11 protein-coding genes are annotated in these 17,200 nt (G+C 44.7%); 10 read left to right on the forward strand and 1 reads right to left on the reverse strand.

What is annotated here, in order from left to right; all coding sequences use genetic code 11:
- Positions 1-46: 46 nt before the first annotated feature.
- Positions 47-1,594, reverse strand: coding sequence for a 2-isopropylmalate synthase (gene leuA / locus F0232_RS09495; protein WP_008219998.1), 1,548 nt, complete (start codon positions 1,592-1,594; stop codon positions 47-49).
- A gap of 568 nt (positions 1,595-2,162) precedes the next feature.
- Here leuA and F0232_RS09500 point away from each other — a divergent pair.
- From F0232_RS09500 to F0232_RS09545, 10 genes are all read left to right on the forward strand, one after another.
- Positions 2,163-2,822: a TetR/AcrR family transcriptional regulator gene (locus tag F0232_RS09500; RefSeq protein ID WP_048609655.1), complete on the forward strand. Its 660-nt coding sequence runs from the start codon at positions 2,163-2,165 to the stop codon at positions 2,820-2,822.
- Entirely contained in the window at positions 2,822-4,159 is a 1,338-nt protein-coding gene (locus F0232_RS09505; protein WP_105059018.1) for an efflux RND transporter periplasmic adaptor subunit, read from the forward strand. Before F0232_RS09500 ends, F0232_RS09505 begins: the two co-directional genes overlap by 1 nt.
- Entirely contained in the window at positions 4,156-7,263 is a 3,108-nt protein-coding gene (locus F0232_RS09510) for an efflux RND transporter permease subunit (protein WP_105059017.1), read from the forward strand. Before F0232_RS09505 ends, F0232_RS09510 begins: the two co-directional genes overlap by 4 nt.
- A 207-nt stretch (positions 7,264-7,470) precedes the next feature.
- Positions 7,471-7,995 carry a phosphatase PAP2 family protein gene (locus F0232_RS09515; protein WP_105059016.1) on the forward strand — a complete coding sequence of 175 codons (525 nt, stop codon included), beginning with the start codon at positions 7,471-7,473 and terminating at the stop codon, positions 7,993-7,995.
- A gap of 54 nt (positions 7,996-8,049) precedes the next feature.
- Positions 8,050-9,105, forward strand: coding sequence for an MJ1255/VC2487 family glycosyltransferase (locus F0232_RS09520; RefSeq protein WP_105059015.1), 1,056 nt, complete (start codon positions 8,050-8,052; stop codon positions 9,103-9,105).
- 346 nt (positions 9,106-9,451) lie between these two features.
- The gene (gene leuO / locus F0232_RS09525; RefSeq protein ID WP_061033548.1) at positions 9,452-10,411 is read left to right on the forward strand and encodes a transcriptional regulator LeuO; all 960 of its coding nucleotides are present in this window, start codon (positions 9,452-9,454) and stop codon (positions 10,409-10,411) included.
- Positions 10,412-10,612: 201 nt separating this feature from the next.
- The gene (locus F0232_RS09530; protein WP_105059014.1) at positions 10,613-12,421 is read left to right on the forward strand and encodes a long-chain fatty acid--CoA ligase; all 1,809 of its coding nucleotides are present in this window, start codon (positions 10,613-10,615) and stop codon (positions 12,419-12,421) included.
- Between the two features lie 460 nt (positions 12,422-12,881).
- Positions 12,882-14,621, forward strand: coding sequence for an acetolactate synthase 3 large subunit (locus F0232_RS09535; RefSeq protein WP_008219987.1), 1,740 nt, complete (start codon positions 12,882-12,884; stop codon positions 14,619-14,621).
- Between the two features lies 1 nt (position 14,622).
- Positions 14,623-15,117, forward strand: a complete 495-nt coding sequence (ilvN, locus tag F0232_RS09540) for an acetolactate synthase small subunit (protein ID WP_008219984.1) — start codon at positions 14,623-14,625, stop codon at positions 15,115-15,117.
- Positions 15,118-15,232: 115 nt separating this feature from the next.
- Positions 15,233-17,116, forward strand: coding sequence for a diguanylate cyclase (locus F0232_RS09545; protein ID WP_105059013.1), 1,884 nt, complete (start codon positions 15,233-15,235; stop codon positions 17,114-17,116).
- Positions 17,117-17,200 lie beyond the last annotated feature (84 nt).

A 17,200-nucleotide genomic window follows, 5' to 3' on the forward strand; every position in this document is an offset into this window, starting at 1 on the left:
TCCCTAAAGCCAATAACATCGGCTCTAGGGCTCTGTTATTAGGTTCTTAAACTGTCGCGATTTTTTGCTGTTTCATTTCAGCAATCGTGTCAGCGCGTTGAATGCTGTTGATAACGTGTAATAGCGCCTGACCAGAAGCTTCAACGATATCCGTTGAAACGCCTGTGCCGTGGTACTTACGACCTTTATAGTTAGCAATGATGTCAGCTTGGCCTAAACCATCTTCACCTTCACCTTTCGCGGTTAGGTCGAACTTATCTAGTACGATTTCGTAGCCAGTTAAGCGGTAGATACACTGGTATAGCGCGTCAACAGGACCGTTACCGACAGCGGCTTCGCACTTCTCTTCGTCACCACATTGCAGCTTGATGCTGGTTGTAGACATTACACTACCAGATTGTACGCTTAGGTAGTTAAGTTTGTAGAAGTCATCTTCGTCACGTAGATTCGCGAAGTGCATTAATGCTTCTAAGTCGTAATCGAAGACTTGGCCTTTACGGTCAGCAAGCTTCAAGAAGTCTTCGTACAATGAATCTAGGCTGTACTCGTTGTCTTTGTAACCCATCGCGTCCATATGGCTCTTAACAGCAGCTCGACCACTACGGCTGGTTAAGTTCAACGCCTTGTTTTTCAAGCCAATAGACTCAGGAGTCATGATCTCGTAAGTGTTTTTGTTCTTTAGCATGCCATCTTGGTGGATACCTGAAGAGTGGCTGAATGCGTTAGCACCAACGATCGCTTTGTTGTCTTGAATCGGCATGTGGCAAAGTTGGCTCACCAATTTACTGGTGCGGTGGATCTCTTGGTGATCAAGGCCAGTATGAACACCTAATAACTCTTGACGAGTTTTGATGATCATTGCGATCTCTTCTAAAGAACAGTTACCCGCGCGTTCACCAATGCCGTTAATGGTACCTTCTACTTGGCGAGCACCAGCTTGTACCGCTGCGATTGAGTTAGCAACCGACATGCCTAAGTCATCGTGACAGTGAACTGAGATGATTGCTTGGTCGATGTTTGGTACGCGGTCAAATAGCGTTTTGATAATACCGCCAAACTCGTTAGGTACCGTGTAGCCCACTGTGTCTGGAATGTTGATGGTTTTTGCACCTGCGTTGATGGCAGCTTCAACCATACGGCATAGATTATCGATAGGTGTACGACCTGCATCTTCACAAGAAAATTCAACATCGTCTGTGTAGTTACGTGCGTGTTTAACGGCTTTGACTGCCATCTCTACCACGTCATCGTAGCTGCGACGCAATTTATCTTGAACGTGAACCGTCGATGTAGAAATAAAGGTGTGAATACGGAACTGCTCAGCCACTTTTAACGCTTCTGCTGCTGCATCGATATCTTTCGCTACCGCACGAGAAAGCGCACAGATACGGCTATCTTTAATGTTCTTTGCGATAGTTTGTACTGATTCAAAATCACCCGGAGATGATACTGGGAAGCCAGCTTCGATTACGTCCACACCCAGTCTTTCAAGTGCATAAGCAATTTGTAACTTCTCTTTTACTGTCAGGCTTGCAGCTAGAGCCTGCTCGCCGTCACGTAAAGTCGTATCAAAAATTATCACTTGATCGTTCATGGGTGCTTCCTTATATCGATATTGTATCGATTGCTATCCAAATTATTATTGAGAATGATGTTCTTTTAAAAGTGCCAGTTACAAAAAAACCCGCTCAGCGCGGGTTTTAATATTTGTGTAGTTCTTGACCCACAACTTACCCGCGCGATTGGTTCACGATAAGGAGAAGTTTCAGCAGTCGAGAAGAAGAAAAAATCATTACACAAATATCCGTAAATAAACTGTTAACACCATATGTACCGTAATTTATTCTGAGCGTCAAACAAGAAAATCCAATATCAGCATACATTAGCGGCGTTTTGGTTTGGTTTGTGCTGCTAGGGTTGTATTTATTGGTTTTATCATCTGCTTGGGGTTTTTAGGTTGGGCGGTTAGTTTATCGTTTGGCTTATGTGTAGGTTAAAACTTTGTAGTAAATCTTTTTGATGGAACGATTCATCAAAAAAATCACAAGCGTGACCAAATTAATTAATCACTTGATTAAATAGTGAGTAATTAATCTTCTACTGTTACGCCTGTTTATCTCTATAATTAATCAGATGATTAATTATAGAGATGGATTTTTGCCATGACGGCACGAAAAGCGGGGCGACCTCAAAAGAACTTAGATGTTCGACAGTTATTGATTGAGCATGCTCGTGATCTGTTTGTCGTTCAGCCATACGACAAGGTCTCGACGCGCCTGATTGCTGAGCGCGCGGGTGTGAACATTGCGATGATCCGCTATTACTTTGGCAGTAAGGCCGGGCTGTTTGAAGCTATGCTGCGTGAAACGCTACGACCGATGCAATTGCAGATGCAGAGATTGGTTGAAGAAAGCAGTCATGAGAACTTTCTTGATTTAATGCGGACTTACTACAAAGAGATGGTCAAGGTGCCGAAGTTTCCGCGCTTGATAGCCCAAGTGATGAATATGCCTCCCTCTGAAGTGCAAAGAGAGTTGCTCGAAAAGGTTTTCCTCGATGTTGCCAAGCCAGCCCAAGATGTCATTTTTGAAAAGTTGGTTGAACAAGGCATCTTAAAACAGAACATGGATCCAAAATTGTGCCGTGTTTCGTATGTAAGCTTGATGGTGTTTCCTTTCATCGCTCCGCCGCCTTTATTGGCAATCCATGGTATTGAGATTAATGAAGAATTTCTTAATCGTTTAATCGAACACAACATTCAACTGATGACTGAAGGCTTTATCAACGCACCGAGCCCTTCTTCCGTGCAGGACCAAAGATAATGAAAATAAATAAAAAACTACTCTTCTTTCCAGCACTTGCGGTTGGTGTTATTGGCCTTGTCGCCGCGATTAACTTGAAGCCAGATCTTCCAACCAAACCTGCGGGTGATAGAGCCCGCTTAGTTGATACAGTGAGCCTAGAACAACAACTGATAGCACCGCTAGCGGTCGGCTTTGGCAAAGTGGTGCCGAAAGTTCAATGGAAAGCGATTGCTGAGGTGACAGGACAAATCGTGTATCGACATCCAGATCTTGAAAAAGGCCAGGTGATCCCTGCGGGAACGGTCGTGCTCAAGGTTGATCCATTGGATTACGAATTGAAACTGATACAAGCAGAGGCGGATCTAAAATCAAGCCAAACCTCATTAGCGAAATTGAATCAAGAAGAAGACAACCTGAAACAGACACTGAAGATCGAAAAAAATCGTTTAGTGATCAGTAATAAAGAGCTACAACGTAAACAAGATCTGCGTAAGAAAGGGCTGACCTCTCAGTCCGATGTCGATCTTCAACAGCAGAGCGCACTCTCCCAACAGAAGCTGGTGTTAGATATACAGAACCAAATCGCCTTAATACCAGATGAAAAGCGTGTCGCACAAGCGGTGATTAAGGTCAACGTATCCAAAGTGAAAGAGGCACAACGCTCTCTCGATAAGACCACTATCACTTTGCCACGAGCGATGCGAATCGCTCAGGTTGATATTGAACAGAACCAAGTAGTTAATCTCCAGCAAGAGATGTTCATTGCTCATGGAATTGACGTTATGGAGGTTGAGGCACAACTCTCTATTCACGATATGCAAACTTTAGCCTCAAGCTTTACTCAATTCCCTCGCGATGCTGCTGGCATCCCAAACCCATATCAAACGCCAGCTAAAGCGAGCATTCAGCTGAACAGTGGTAGCTTAAATCTGACTTGGCCAGCCAAGGTTGCACGAATCAGTGAAACGGTGGATGAAAACCAAGCGACAGCGGGCATCATCCTTGAAATCAATCAAGATTATTCTGCGCTTCAGCCAAACAGTGCTACGCCTTTAGTGAATGGTATGTTCGTCAAAGCGGAGATTGAAGGCTTAGCCAATCTAAGTTGGGTTGTACCTGAACGTGCTCTGCATGGTGATAAGATCTATTTGATGGATGAGAACCAGCGCTTGAAAGTTGTGAATGTCGAAGTACTTTACCGCCGAGAGAATCAAGTGGTGATTAGTGGCGAGTTGCAGACGGGAGACAAATTGGTTCTCAACGACGTTCTGCCTGCCATTGAAGGCATGCTGCTGAAAGAGTCTGGTTCAAATGGTGATGAACTTACCGCAGACAGTGACGGGAGCGCTTCATGATTAAGTTCTTCTCAAGACACCCAACCGCAGCCAACTTGTTGATGCTTGGGTTGTTGATATTGGGTTTGAGTTCGTTATCCACCATCAAACGTGAAACCTTCCCTGCTTACGATCCGCCTTACATTATGGCAGCGATTGTTTATCCGGGTGCTTCACCACAGGAGGTCGAAGAAAGCCTGTGTGTGCGAATGGAGGATGCGGTCGATGGTTTAGCTAACATTGAAGAAACCCAATGTGAGGCGATAGAAGGTAGCGCACGTCTAATTCTCAAGCTCAATGAGAAAGCGGATATCGGTCGAATGCTGGTGGATGTACAAACTCAGATCAATTCGATCAACGATTTTCCTACAGAGATTGAATCACCGGTCGTACAAGAGCTAGATTGGAATGAGCCAGTCGTTGATATTGCGATTACGGCGGACACCTCATGGCCTGAGCTGAAGGCATACGCTGAAGATCTGAAACGCACAATGAAGCTCGATTACGATGTTTCACTGGTTGATGTCAGCGGATTCTCTGATCACCAATATCGTGTTGAACTTGATACCCAAGCGATTCGCCAACTCGGTTTGAGTGTCGGTGATATTGCCGATCAAATTGGTCGCCAGAACGTGAAACTGCCGAGTGGTAACGTTGAAACGCCAGACAAAAACTTCCTGATTCGCTTCGATGAAAGGCGTATCACACCCGTAGAATTGGAAAGCATTGTAGTGGGTTCTGCGCCAAATGGCTCTGTGATCCGTTTACGAGATATTGCCAAGATCACTGACCGCTTTGAGCTCGATGAACAGAAGGTGTTGTTTGATGGTAAACCTTCTGCGCTGCTCAAGATCAGCAAGAACAAAGAAGATGACGCACTGAGAATCAAAGAGCGTGTCACTCAGTTTGTCGAGGACCAGCGTGCAATTGCACCTGATGGCGTGACTCTGCAAATGACCAATGATCTCTCTTCTGTATTGTGGGATCGTCTGACCATGATGGTGCGTAATGGCTGGCAAGGAATTGTGCTGGTATTCGCAACCATGTGGCTATTCTTCAGCTTACGTTATTCCTTTTGGGTTGCTGCAGGCCTGCCGGTAGCCTTTCTTGGCGGATTGTTCTTAATGGCCAATTTAGGACTGTCGATTAACATTATGTCACTGGTGGGTTTGTTGATGGCGATCGGTATTATGATGGATGACGCCATCGTGATCGCCGAGTCGATAGCCTCCCACCTCGATCGGGGACAAAATGTCGATGACGCGGTGTATAACGGTGTTAAGAAAGTGCTTCCCGGCGTGTTGTCTTCCTTCTTAACCACAGTGTGTATCTTCGGTAGCTTGTTATTTCTCGATGGGGAAATGGGCGCGGTACTCAAGGCCGTTCCTCAGGTGCTGATTTTGGTGCTGTCGTTGAGCTTGATCGAAGCTTTCTTAATTCTGCCGAATCACTTGTCGCATTCGTTACACAAAGAGAAAAACGATAAGCCAGCGCTGCGCTTCAAAACTGTGCTGCTATTGAAGTTTGAGAACTTCCGTAATACCACTTTGATGAATATGGTCGAGAAAGTGGTGACCTTCCGCTATGCCTTCATGGGCGGAGTGTTGACCTTACTACTTCTGTCTATCGCTTTGATTGCTGGTGGTATTGTCAAATTCCAACCGTTCCCAGAGTTGGATGGCGATATTGCCGAGGCTCGCATTATTCTTCCTCCTGGGGCATCACTTTCTCAAACCGAGAGAGTGGTCGATAAGATTGTGGCGTCTGCTGAGCGTTTGAATGAGCAGTGGAGCGAAGAAGTTGAAGAGGGCAACACGCTCGTCGAACATATTACTAGCCAGTTCAATGCCAATGCCGATGCCAACGAATCTGGCCCACACTTGGCTACCGTGCGCTTAGATCTTCGTGGTGCAGAGAGCCGTAATACGGTGATCGATGATTTCATCGATGCATGGCGAGAAGACATCGGTGAACTTGCGGATCCAATCTCACTGGTTTTCAAGCAACCAACCATGGGGCCGGGTGGACGAGCGATTGAGATCCGTGCCAAGCATGATGACCTTAATGCATTGAAAGCTGCTTCTCTGGATATTCAGGCTTACCTGAATGAGTTTGATGGTGTTCATGGCGTACTTGATGACATGCGGATGGGTAAAGAAGAGATCTTGGTTAAGCTTCGCCCAGGTGCTGAAACCTACAATGTGAACGGGCAGATGATTGCATCTCAACTGCGTGCCGCCTTCTTTGGCCAGACAGCGGACGAGATTCAAATCGGTGTTGAGAATATCTCGATAGAGGTGCGTCTTGATAAAGAGCAAGCGGGCGATATACAGCAACTTGCTAACTTCCCAATCATTACCGCGGATGGTAGCCAAATTCCGCTAGCTACGCTGGCGACGCTCGATTTCCAGCGTAATTATGTACGTATACAACGTATTGATGGGCTGAGAACCATTAGTATCTTTGGTGATATTGATAATAAGAAAGCGAGCTCTTCTGCAATCTTGGCTCAGTTCCAAAAAGATGAAGCGCCTAAACTCATCCAGAAGTACCCAGGTTTACGCTTTGATTTTGAAGGGGAAGCGAAGGATGCTGCCAAGACGGGCGCCTCGATGGGCAAAGGCTTCTTGCTCGGTCTGTTTGGTGTGTTTGCGATTCTGAGTTATCAATTCAGAAGCTATTTAGAGCCTGTAGTTGTGATGCTCGCGATTCCATTAGCCTTTATCGGAGTTGTAGTTGGTCACTGGGTGCTTGGTCATTCCTTAAGTATGCCAAGTATGATGGGCTTTGTGTCGCTTGCAGGGATTGTAGTTAACGACTCTATCTTACTCGTTCAATACATTCGTCATCACGTTGATGAAGGAGATAGCGTGCATGACTCGGTAGTGAAAGCGAGTCGTGAGCGTTTCCGTGCCGTGTTCTTAACCTCGATGACGACGGCAGCTGGTTTATTGCCTCTGCTCACCGAAACCAGTTTACAGGCTCAGGTTATTCAGCCTTTGGTTATCTCGATCGTATTTGGCATCTTTGCTTCAACCCTGCTGGTGCTGTTTATGATCCCTGCGGCTTACGCAATCTTGGCTGACTTCGGTTTAGTGAAAAAGCACGAGCCCCTTTCGCTATAGAGTTTTAAGTCAGAAATTAGAAATGAATAATAAAGCGGCCTAGGGTCGCTTTATTTTTTTATGAGGTGAATGAGCCTCTGATACAGTTGAATCATCGGCTTCTCAACCGTGGAAAATTTCATTTTAGTTCATTCAAAACGTCACTTAACTGTCATTTGTTGGGCATAACTTGACCCTTAACTGAATAAGGATTGTTAAGGAGAACGTATGCGTACTATCGAACCTATTGTCCGCTGGGATGTGGCATTTTCTGTTTTCTGTTTAAAGAACCGTTTTAGTGGCCAACATGCGACGTTAAGTAAGGCGGTCTCTCATACGGGGGATGGTCACCTCTATATATTGATTGCTTTGATTGCATTGCTCGCCGATAGCAAAACAGGCAGTGATTTTCTGTTGGTGGGCTTAACTGCCTTCGCGATTGAGCTGCCAATCTATTGGCTTGCTAAAAATACTCTAAAGCGCCGTCGACCAGCCGAATTTTCCTCTTTGCTTCACTCTCATATTGTGCCATCAGATAAGTACAGCCTGCCATCTGGGCATGCCGCAGCGGCTTTTGTAATGGCGACTTTGATCGGGCATTTCTATCCGAGCTTATATCTCTTTAGTTTGACTTGGGCTGCAGCGATTGCTGGATCTCGAATATTACTCGGCGTGCACTTTTTAACGGACGTACTCATTGGTGCTGCTTTGGGCATAGCTTGTACCAGCCTTGCTATTAGCTTCATTCTTTAATTATCGAATGACCACATCACCAAGCGCTAAACCAGCGAATCGAAAGGAAGTTTCATGAAAATTTTATACGGCGTACAAGGCACTGGAAATGGTCATATTGCACGTGCAAGGGCAATGGCTGTCGCGTTTCGTCAACAAAACATCGATGTTGATTTTCTCTTTTCAGGCCGAGAAGCAAGCAAGTACTTTTCGATGGAAGAGTTTGGCAACTACCAAGTTCGTAACGGCTTAACCTTTTATAGTGAACAAGGGCAGGTCAAATATGGAAAGACATTCATTAAGAATAATATCTGGCGCTTTCTTAATGAGGTTAAACAGATGGACCTTACACCCTATGACTTGGTGCTCAATGACTTTGAACCTGTAACAGCTTGGGCAGCCAAAAGGCAGGGAGTCCCTTGTATCGGAATCAGTCACCAGAATGCGTTTCGCTATGATGTTCCTAAAGAAGGGGGGAACTGGATTGAGCACTCTGTTATTCAACATTTTGCGCCGACAGAGCACTCGATTGGTTTGCATTGGTATCATTTCGAGCAACCAATATTGCCTCCTATCGTTCACACCTTAGCTCACAACGAGCAGACTAAAGCGCCCCAGGACTTCACATTAGTCTATTTGCCGTTTGAAGACCTTGAAGCGATTTCAGAGCTATTAATGAAGTTTGTTTCACACAATTTTGTCTGTTATCACCCGAATGTGATTGAGCGTAGCCAAGTCGAAAACATTGCCTTCAAACCACTCAGTCATGCGGGTTTCCAATTCGACCTAAATCAGTGCTCTGGTGTGGTGGCTAATGGTGGGTTTGAACTGCCATCTGAAGCTCTAACTTTGGGTAAGAAACTACTGCTTAAACCACTTGATGGGCAGTTTGAGCAGCAGAGTAATGTGGCAACACTTGAGGCGCTTGGATTAGCCCAAACGATGAGCTTTCTTGACCCAGCAATCTTGCGTGGTTGGCTCAACGAAAAACAGGCTGAGGTTGTCTCTTATCCAGACGTCGCTAGTGCACTGGTTGAGTGGGTTTTAGCCGGAAATTGGTCCAACCAAGATGACCTAAGAAAACAACTTTGGGACAAGGTGGATTTTCCAAGCTATGCATCACTCACCTAATCCATAAGTGGTGTTTTTGAATCGAATGGTTAATCAATTCATCGATTCAATAATTTGTAACAAATGTAACCAAACGATAGAACAGCTAAATAAGTCGAAATGAAACTCATAATTAGCGCATTTTATGTTTTTTTATAACTATGTAAGTTTTTGATTTTTAAGTGATAATTAATCATTAAGGTAAAATAAAATTATTCTTTATCAATCTTGTTGGTAGCTAGGGATGTATTGGTTAATAGTAGTGGTAATCCGAAACACATCGGTCTGATAAATATAAGAACTAGTGGTTATCTATTCCCATACCATTACAAATTTAACGCTGTCGTACCGACAAGAGGCAACTTGAATGTTAGATAAAAAAGACGCAATGAGTGCTATTGCTAGCTACAGAATGGAAAGCACACTTCGTGGAGTAGACTTAAACCTTTTGACTGTATTTGATGCAGTAATGCAAGAGCAAAACATTACACGTGCAGCTCACAATTTAGGTATGTCTCAGCCGGCAGTAAGTAACGCTGTGGCTCGCTTGAAAGTGATGTTTAACGACGAACTATTTATGCGCCAGGGTCGTGGTATTCAACCGACTCAACGTGCACGTCAGTTGTTCGGTCCTATCCGCCAAGCGCTTCAACTAGTACGCAACGAATTACCAAGCTCTGTGTTCTCTCCAGAGTCGTCTTCTCGCTTGTTCAAGCTTGCGATTTGCAGCCCTTGTGACATGCGTTTTGCACCTAAGATTATGTCGACTATCAACGAGCAAGCACCTAGCGTTAAACTGCACATGGATGCTGAATTTGATCGTCAACTTTCTGAGCGTATGCGCTACCAAGAAATCGACTTCGTGATCGATTACGCTCGCTTTGATGAGCAAGGTTTCTCAAGTACTGAGATCTTCCAAGACGAATTGGTTGTGGTTGCTTCGTCTTCTCACCCACGCATTAACGGTGAAGTGACAGCTGAAGAGCTATTGAACGAGAAGCACGCTAAACTGTCTCGCATTCACGGCCAACGCAGCTTCTCTGAGCAAGCTTACCGTGACCTAGATTGCATGCCTTTCTACGAAGGTACGAGCCTAAGCAACGTACTTTACGTTGTTGGTCAATCAGAGTTAGTGACGATTGCACCTCGCTGGATGGTAGAGCACGCAGCAAACAAAGAGAACCTACAGATTCTAGATTTCCCATTCGATAATGCGGCAATCTCTGGCTACCTAAGCTGGCACGAATCAAGTGAAAAAGATAAGGGACACATTTGGTTACGAGATCAGCTGATGATGATCTGTGGCGAAGTAGTGGCGCTTAACTAAGCACTAAACTCTATGATTTATAAGCCCTAAGCTGGGAGTCTGGCTTGGGGCTTTTTTGTACCTGCTATTTTTGTTGATAGAAAACTTAGCGTGATACGTACTATTACTTATAACTTTGAGCTTCATCAGTTGCCTTTTCCATGAGCAGAGGTACACTTGTGCGCTCAAAAAAGCTTACAGGTGTAAGCCAAAGGTAAAGAGATGGCCAATTTAGATTTTCATATCGTAAAAAGACTTCGTGACCAAATTGCCCAAGGCGGCAACCGTACAGCTTTGAAGCACAAAGTAGATAATGTATGGCAAGGTATTAGCTGGCAGCAGTTTGGACAACAAATCGATACGCTTTCATTAGCACTATTGGCTCAGGGACTGAGAGTTCAAGATAAGATCGGTATCTATTCAAACAATATGCCTCAATGGACCGTGGCAGATTTTGCATCTTTACAAGCTCGTCTTGTGACTGTGCCGATTTATCCAACCAACACAGCAGCGCAGTCGTCTTACATCATCCAAAATGCGGATGTGAAGATCTTATTCGTTGGTGAGCAAGTCCAATTTGACGCGGCCGTGAGCCTATTTGAAGAGTGCGAACAGCTAGAAGTGGTTGTCGCGATGTCTGATGATATCGATCTTCAAGGCCATAGCTTTGCGGTATCTTGGACTGATTTCATGGCGCGCGGTGTTGAGGCTCAGCAAGCTGAACTTGATACTCGTCTTTCTGACGCAAATATGGATGACTTGCTGACCCTTATCTATACCTCTGGTACTACAGGTCAACCTAAGGGCGTAATGCTTGATTACACCAATGTTGGCTATCAGCTAGAAGGGCACGATGAGCGCTTGAGCTTAACGAAAGACGATGTCTCGTTGTGTTTCCTACCTCTATCTCACGTATTTGAGCGTGCGTGGACTTTCTACGTGCTCTACAAAGGTGCAACCAACTGTTACCTGCAAGATACTATGCAGGTGCGTGACGCGCTGAGCGACGTGAAGCCGACCGTGATGTGTGCGGTTCCACGTTTCTACGAGAAAATCTTCTCAGCGATTCACGAGAAGGTTTCGAAAGCGCCGTTTATCCGTAAAGTGCTATTTACTTGGGCAGTAAATATGGGCGCGAAGCTGTCGGTTTGTCACCAAGAAGGTCGCACACCATCACTGATGCTGAAGAAGAGTCATGCGTTAGCCGATAAGCTTGTGTTATCTAAGCTGCGAGCACTGTTAGGCGGTAACATCAACTTTATGCCATGTGGTGGCGCGAAGCTGGATGAAACCATTGGTCGTTTCTTCCATGCTATCGGCATTAACGTGAAACTTGGCTACGGTATGACAGAAACCACCGCAACGGTTTCGTGCTGGGATGACCGCTGTTTTAATCCTGACTCGATTGGTATGGCTATGCCGGGCGCTGAAGTAAAAATTGGTGCGCAGAATGAGATTCTTGTTCGCGGCCCAATGGTAATGCGTGGTTACTACAAAATGCCAGAAGAGACAGCGAAAACGTTCGACGAGCATGGTTTCTTGAAAACCGGAGATGCGGGTCATTTTGATGAAAATGGTAACCTGTTTATTACCGACCGTATCAAAGAGCTGATGAAAACCTCAGGTGGCAAGTACATTGCACCGCAAGTAGTAGAGGGCGCGATCGGTAAAGACCACTTCATTGAACAGATTGCCGTTATTGCTGATACGCGTAAATTCGTTTCTGCACTGATTGTTCCGTGTTACGACTCTCTTGAAGAGTACGCTAAAGAATTGAATATCAAGTACCACGACCGCGTTGAATTGATTAAGCACCATCAGATCGTTGAGATGCTTGAGAAGCGTGTGAATGACTTGCAGCAAGAATTGGCTAAGTTTGAACAAGTGAAGAAGTTCAAGCTATTACCAAAAGCATTTTCGATGGATGATGGCGAACTGACGCCAACTCAGAAATTGCGTCGTAAAGTTATCAACGACAAGTATCAAGACGAAATCGAAGAAATGTACACTGAAAAGTCGAAAGATAAGTAGTTTTCTACTGAGATAAATTTTCAGTTGTTTAAAAATCCCCCTACGAATGTGATTGCATTTTTAGGGGGATTTTTTATGGCTCAAGACTTGGCAGAATGTGCGAATGCGCACACAGAAAAGCGCTTCATTTATCGATAATTAGTCATTTATATAAATATTAAGTGCTTTTTTTTAGTTCAAATGTGGTTTTTATGACTGGTTACTTGGTTTGGGCTAGTGTTTATTTGATGTTTTAAGCTTATGGTTGGTTTTTTTACATGATCGCCGGGTCACGGGTGTTAGACCAGATGATAATAAAGCGTTAAAGTTGTTTCGTATTACTGTTTGTTGTTATCACGACAGACAGCCATAGCCGAAAAAGTGGAAGTATTTCGAATTAGGCTACGAATAAGCCCTAGACTATGAAAAACCAGCCCAACATGTTCACCAAATGTGCTTGGAAACTGGTGAGGAGAGCAATATGACAACAAAACCTGAAACAGCAATGTTATCCGGCGCTGAGATGGTGGTGCAGTCTCTTATTGAAGAGGGTGTAGAACAAATCTTTGGTTACCCAGGTGGTTCTGTACTTGATATCTATGATGCGCTGCATGCGAAAACAGACGAAATCAAACACGTATTAGTACGACACGAACAAGCCGCTACTCATATGGCAGATGGCTACACTCGTTCTACCGGTAAACCGGGCGTAGTACTGGTATGTTCGGGTCCTGGCGCAACCAATACCGTAACGGGTATCGCAACGGCGTACATGGATTCGATTCCAATGATCGTTATCTCTGGTAACGTACCAAACAATCTCATTGGTAATGATGCCTTCCAAGAGTGTGATATCGTCGGTGTATCTCGCCCGATCGTTAAACACAGCTTTCTTGTTAAGAAAGCGGAAGATATCCCTGAAGTTCTAAAAAAAGCATTCTATATTTCAACGACAGGACGTCCTGGTCCTGTCGTTATCGACTTGCCAAAAGATGTATTAAATCCGCAAATTAAGCTTCCTTATCAATACCCAGAAACGATCAAAATGCGTTCGTACAACCCAACGGTTACGGGTCATAAAGGTCAGATTAAGAAGGCACTAAAAGCACTTCTTGAAGCGAAAAAGCCAGTACTTTATGTCGGTGGCGGTGCGGTTATCTCTGAGGCCGATCAACAGCTGATCAAATTGGCTGAAGCACTGAATTTACCTGTAGTAAGCACTTTAATGGGGCTTGGTGCCTTCCCGGGCACGCACAAGAACTCTCTAGGCATGCTTGGCATGCACGGTTTGTACGAAGCCAATATGGCGATGCACAACGCCGATCTTATTTTTGGTGTCGGTGTACGTTTTGATGATCGTACAACCAACAACCTAGATAAGTACTGCCCGAACGCAAAGATCATGCATATTGATATCGACCCGTCGTCGATCTCTAAGAACGTGAAAGTGGATCTGCCAATCGTAGGTTCTGCGGAAAAAGTACTAGAGAGCATGGTTAACCTACTGGTTGAGCAAGGCGGCAGCAATGATGCTGAAGCTCTGGAAAGCTGGTGGAGTGAAATCAAGCAGTGGCAAGATCGCAACTGCTTAGCGTATGAAAAGTCTTCTGAGTGCATTAAGCCGCAGCAAGTTATTGAAGCTCTGCACAAAGTAACCAATGGTGATGCTTACGTTGCTTCTGATGTTGGCCAACACCAAATGTTTGCAGCGTTATATTACCCATTTAATAAACCGCGCCGTTGGATTAACTCTGGTGGTCTAGGCACTATGGGCTTTGGTCTGCCTGCTGGAATGGGCGTTAAGTTTGCTAAACCAGATGAAGAAGTTGTAGTGGTAACCGGTGACGGCAGTATTCAAATGAATATCCAAGAGTTGTCTACGGCGCTGCAATACAATATCCCAGTTAAGATTATTAACCTAAACAACCGTTTCTTAGGAATGGTTAAACAGTGGCAAGACATTGTTTATCAAGGTCGCCACTCTAACTCATATATGGACTCTGTTCCTGATTTTGCTGCAATCGCGGAGGCTTACGGTCACGTAGGTATGCGCATTTCATCTCCGGATGAACTTGAATCAGGTTTGGAAAAAGCACTGGCGATGAAAGACCGTTTGGTATTTGTCGATATCAGTGTGGATGACACCGAGCACGTATACCCAATGCAGATTAAGGGCGAGGGTATGGATAACATGTGGCTAAGCAAAACGGAGAGAACATAATATGAGACACATTATTTCACTACTAATGGAAAACCAACCGGGTGCGCTTTCTCGTGTGGTTGGTTTGTTTTCTCAACGTGGCTACAACATTGAGTCGTTGAACGTATCGCCAACCGATGATCCAACGCTTTCTCGTTTGAACGTGACGACCAACTCGAGCGAAATGCAGCTTGAACAGATTCAAAAGCAACTGCACAAGCTGATCGATGTACTAAAAGTGCAAGAGGTGTCTGAGCTTGAACACATCGAGCGTGAGCTCTTGATGGTTAAAGTACGTGCGAGCGGTTTTGCTCGTGCAGAAGTGAAACGCACAGCGGATATCTTCCGTGGTCAGATCGTTGATGTGACGGCTTCTCAATATACAGTGCAAATGGCGGGTACGAGCGAAAAGCTGGATGCTTTCATTCAAGCGTTGTCTGAAGTGACTGAAGTACTTGAAGTGGCACGCAGTGGCGTTGTGGGCATCGCCCGTGGCGAACGCGCGCTGAAAGCTTAAACAACAAGCACTTAAAAAATAGTTTTATAGCCGCTTTTTTAAGCGGCTTTTATTTTGTTAATTTTATAGAGTGCTATAATCCTGCGCTTCACGCCTTCTTTTACTCGAGTTATCAATGAGAAATAGTAAATCGATAATTACATTGCTGATTATTTCGATAACACTGTCTGCTGCAGTGGGTCTTTACTATTTACAACGTTACCAAGAAGTAAAACAACAAAGTTTTGATTACTCTGCGAAACAAGCCCTTCATCAGTTGGTTTACGCAGAACGAGATTACAAGCTCTTAAAATCTCAGTTGGTTTCGGTGATGAAACTACTGAGTCATAGTCAAAGCCTTGTTAATTTCGCTTCCTCCCCCTCTGAACAAACCAAAAGCCTCCTCGAAGAGGTATGGCAGTCTGTGTTAGTGAACCAAAAATGGTATACACAAATTCATCTTATCGATGTTGAGGGTAAAGAGCTGGTCCGAGTTAATTATTCCTCTGCCACGGGCGCTGTGACAATACCTCAGCAATTACAAGATAGGTCTGACTCTAGCTACTATCATTTTGCTAAGAGCTTAGAGCATGAAGATATTGGTGGTTGGGGAATTGAGCTTGAAACCGAACATGGTGAATTGGCATATCCTTATAAACCGGTGTTTAGAGTCTTCACGCCTGTTGAAACTCCGGAGAAGCGAGTCGGTTATTTGGTGATCAATCTGGATGTCTGGGGGTTGTCTTCACGTCTTAATTTCGCACCTGATTATGATTTTAGAGCTGAAGTCGTCAATGGTGAGGGTTATTACATTGCGAGTCCAAACAACAGTAAATTGTTTGGCGATTCTGTTCCTGAAAGGAAAGGCTTCAACCTAAAAAATATCGCACCTCAAACATGGGAAGCCCTCTCTCGACAACAAATGGGCACTGTGTTTGAAGATGGTAACTTGTTCGCGTTTAACACGGTTCAGTTAGCTAATAATCAAAAGATGCACCTTGTGATTCAATTGAATCAAAAACAACTGCTCGCTAGAGCTGAACGTGATCTAAATGATCTTGCCCATGAAGAGATCATAGTGCTTTTCACTGTGTTGCTGTTCGCGTTCCCATTTGCTTATCTGGTGACGCATTATCGACGTCGTAGCTTAGAGAGTAAGTTAGCACGCGCAGCGTTGAATGGCATGTCTGCCGTGATGATCACTGATAAGCAGCATCGTACTATGATGATCAACAACGAGTTTGAAAATATGACCGGTTACAGCGAAGCACAAGTTATCGGTCATAATGCGCTGCAACTTCTGTTGGAAAATACAGAGCAGCAGATCACCAGCGAATCCATCTGGCGACACCTAGACAACGAAGAAGTGTGGGAAGGGGAAGTGCTGTGTAAAAACAAACTGCGCATCCCTTTTACCGCTATTATGCGTGTCCATGCGGTCAAGAACAGTTCAGGGAAAGTAAGCTACTACATTACTTCGCTGGTGGATATATCAGTAAGGAAAGAGCTCGAAGTTCGTCTGCGTTTTCTGAGTGAGCGAGACGCTTTGAGTAACCTTTGGAACCGTCGAAAGTTTGAAGAGCAGTTAGCTTATTATTCTCGTTTGGTTGAGCGTTACCCAAATGAGGCGACTACTTGTTTAGCTTTAGTCGATATCGATAACTTTAAGCGAATTAATGACGAGCTTGGTCATGATGAGGGCGATCGTGTGATTGCAAGAGTAGCTAAGCTTCTACAAGACAGCCTCCGTAGTACCGATTTTGTGGCGCGTGTTGGTGGGGAAGAGTTTGCACTGTTGATGCCGCACACCTCTTTATCAGAAGCGAAGCGTGTATTGGACCGGCTGCGAATCGAGATTGAGTTATCTGCGGGCACCAAGGTAACCGTCAGCGTCGGTTTCACTGATTTGACGAGTAACAGTACCCGTTCATACAAATGCGCAGACGTCGGCCTTTACGAATCGAAATCCTCTGGACGAAATACCGTCTCGATTTGTCCTAGCTATGCGGATGTTGCTTAGCTACAGGCTCTATTTACTCCTAAATATCCTCCCGCTTTCCCATCGAGTACTCTTTATATAGCTTGCAACTCAGTAAGTGATGAA

This window comes from Vibrio sp. T3Y01 (genome assembly GCF_013114525.1).
Taxonomy (GTDB): Bacteria; Pseudomonadota; Gammaproteobacteria; order Enterobacterales; family Vibrionaceae; genus Vibrio; species Vibrio chagasii_B.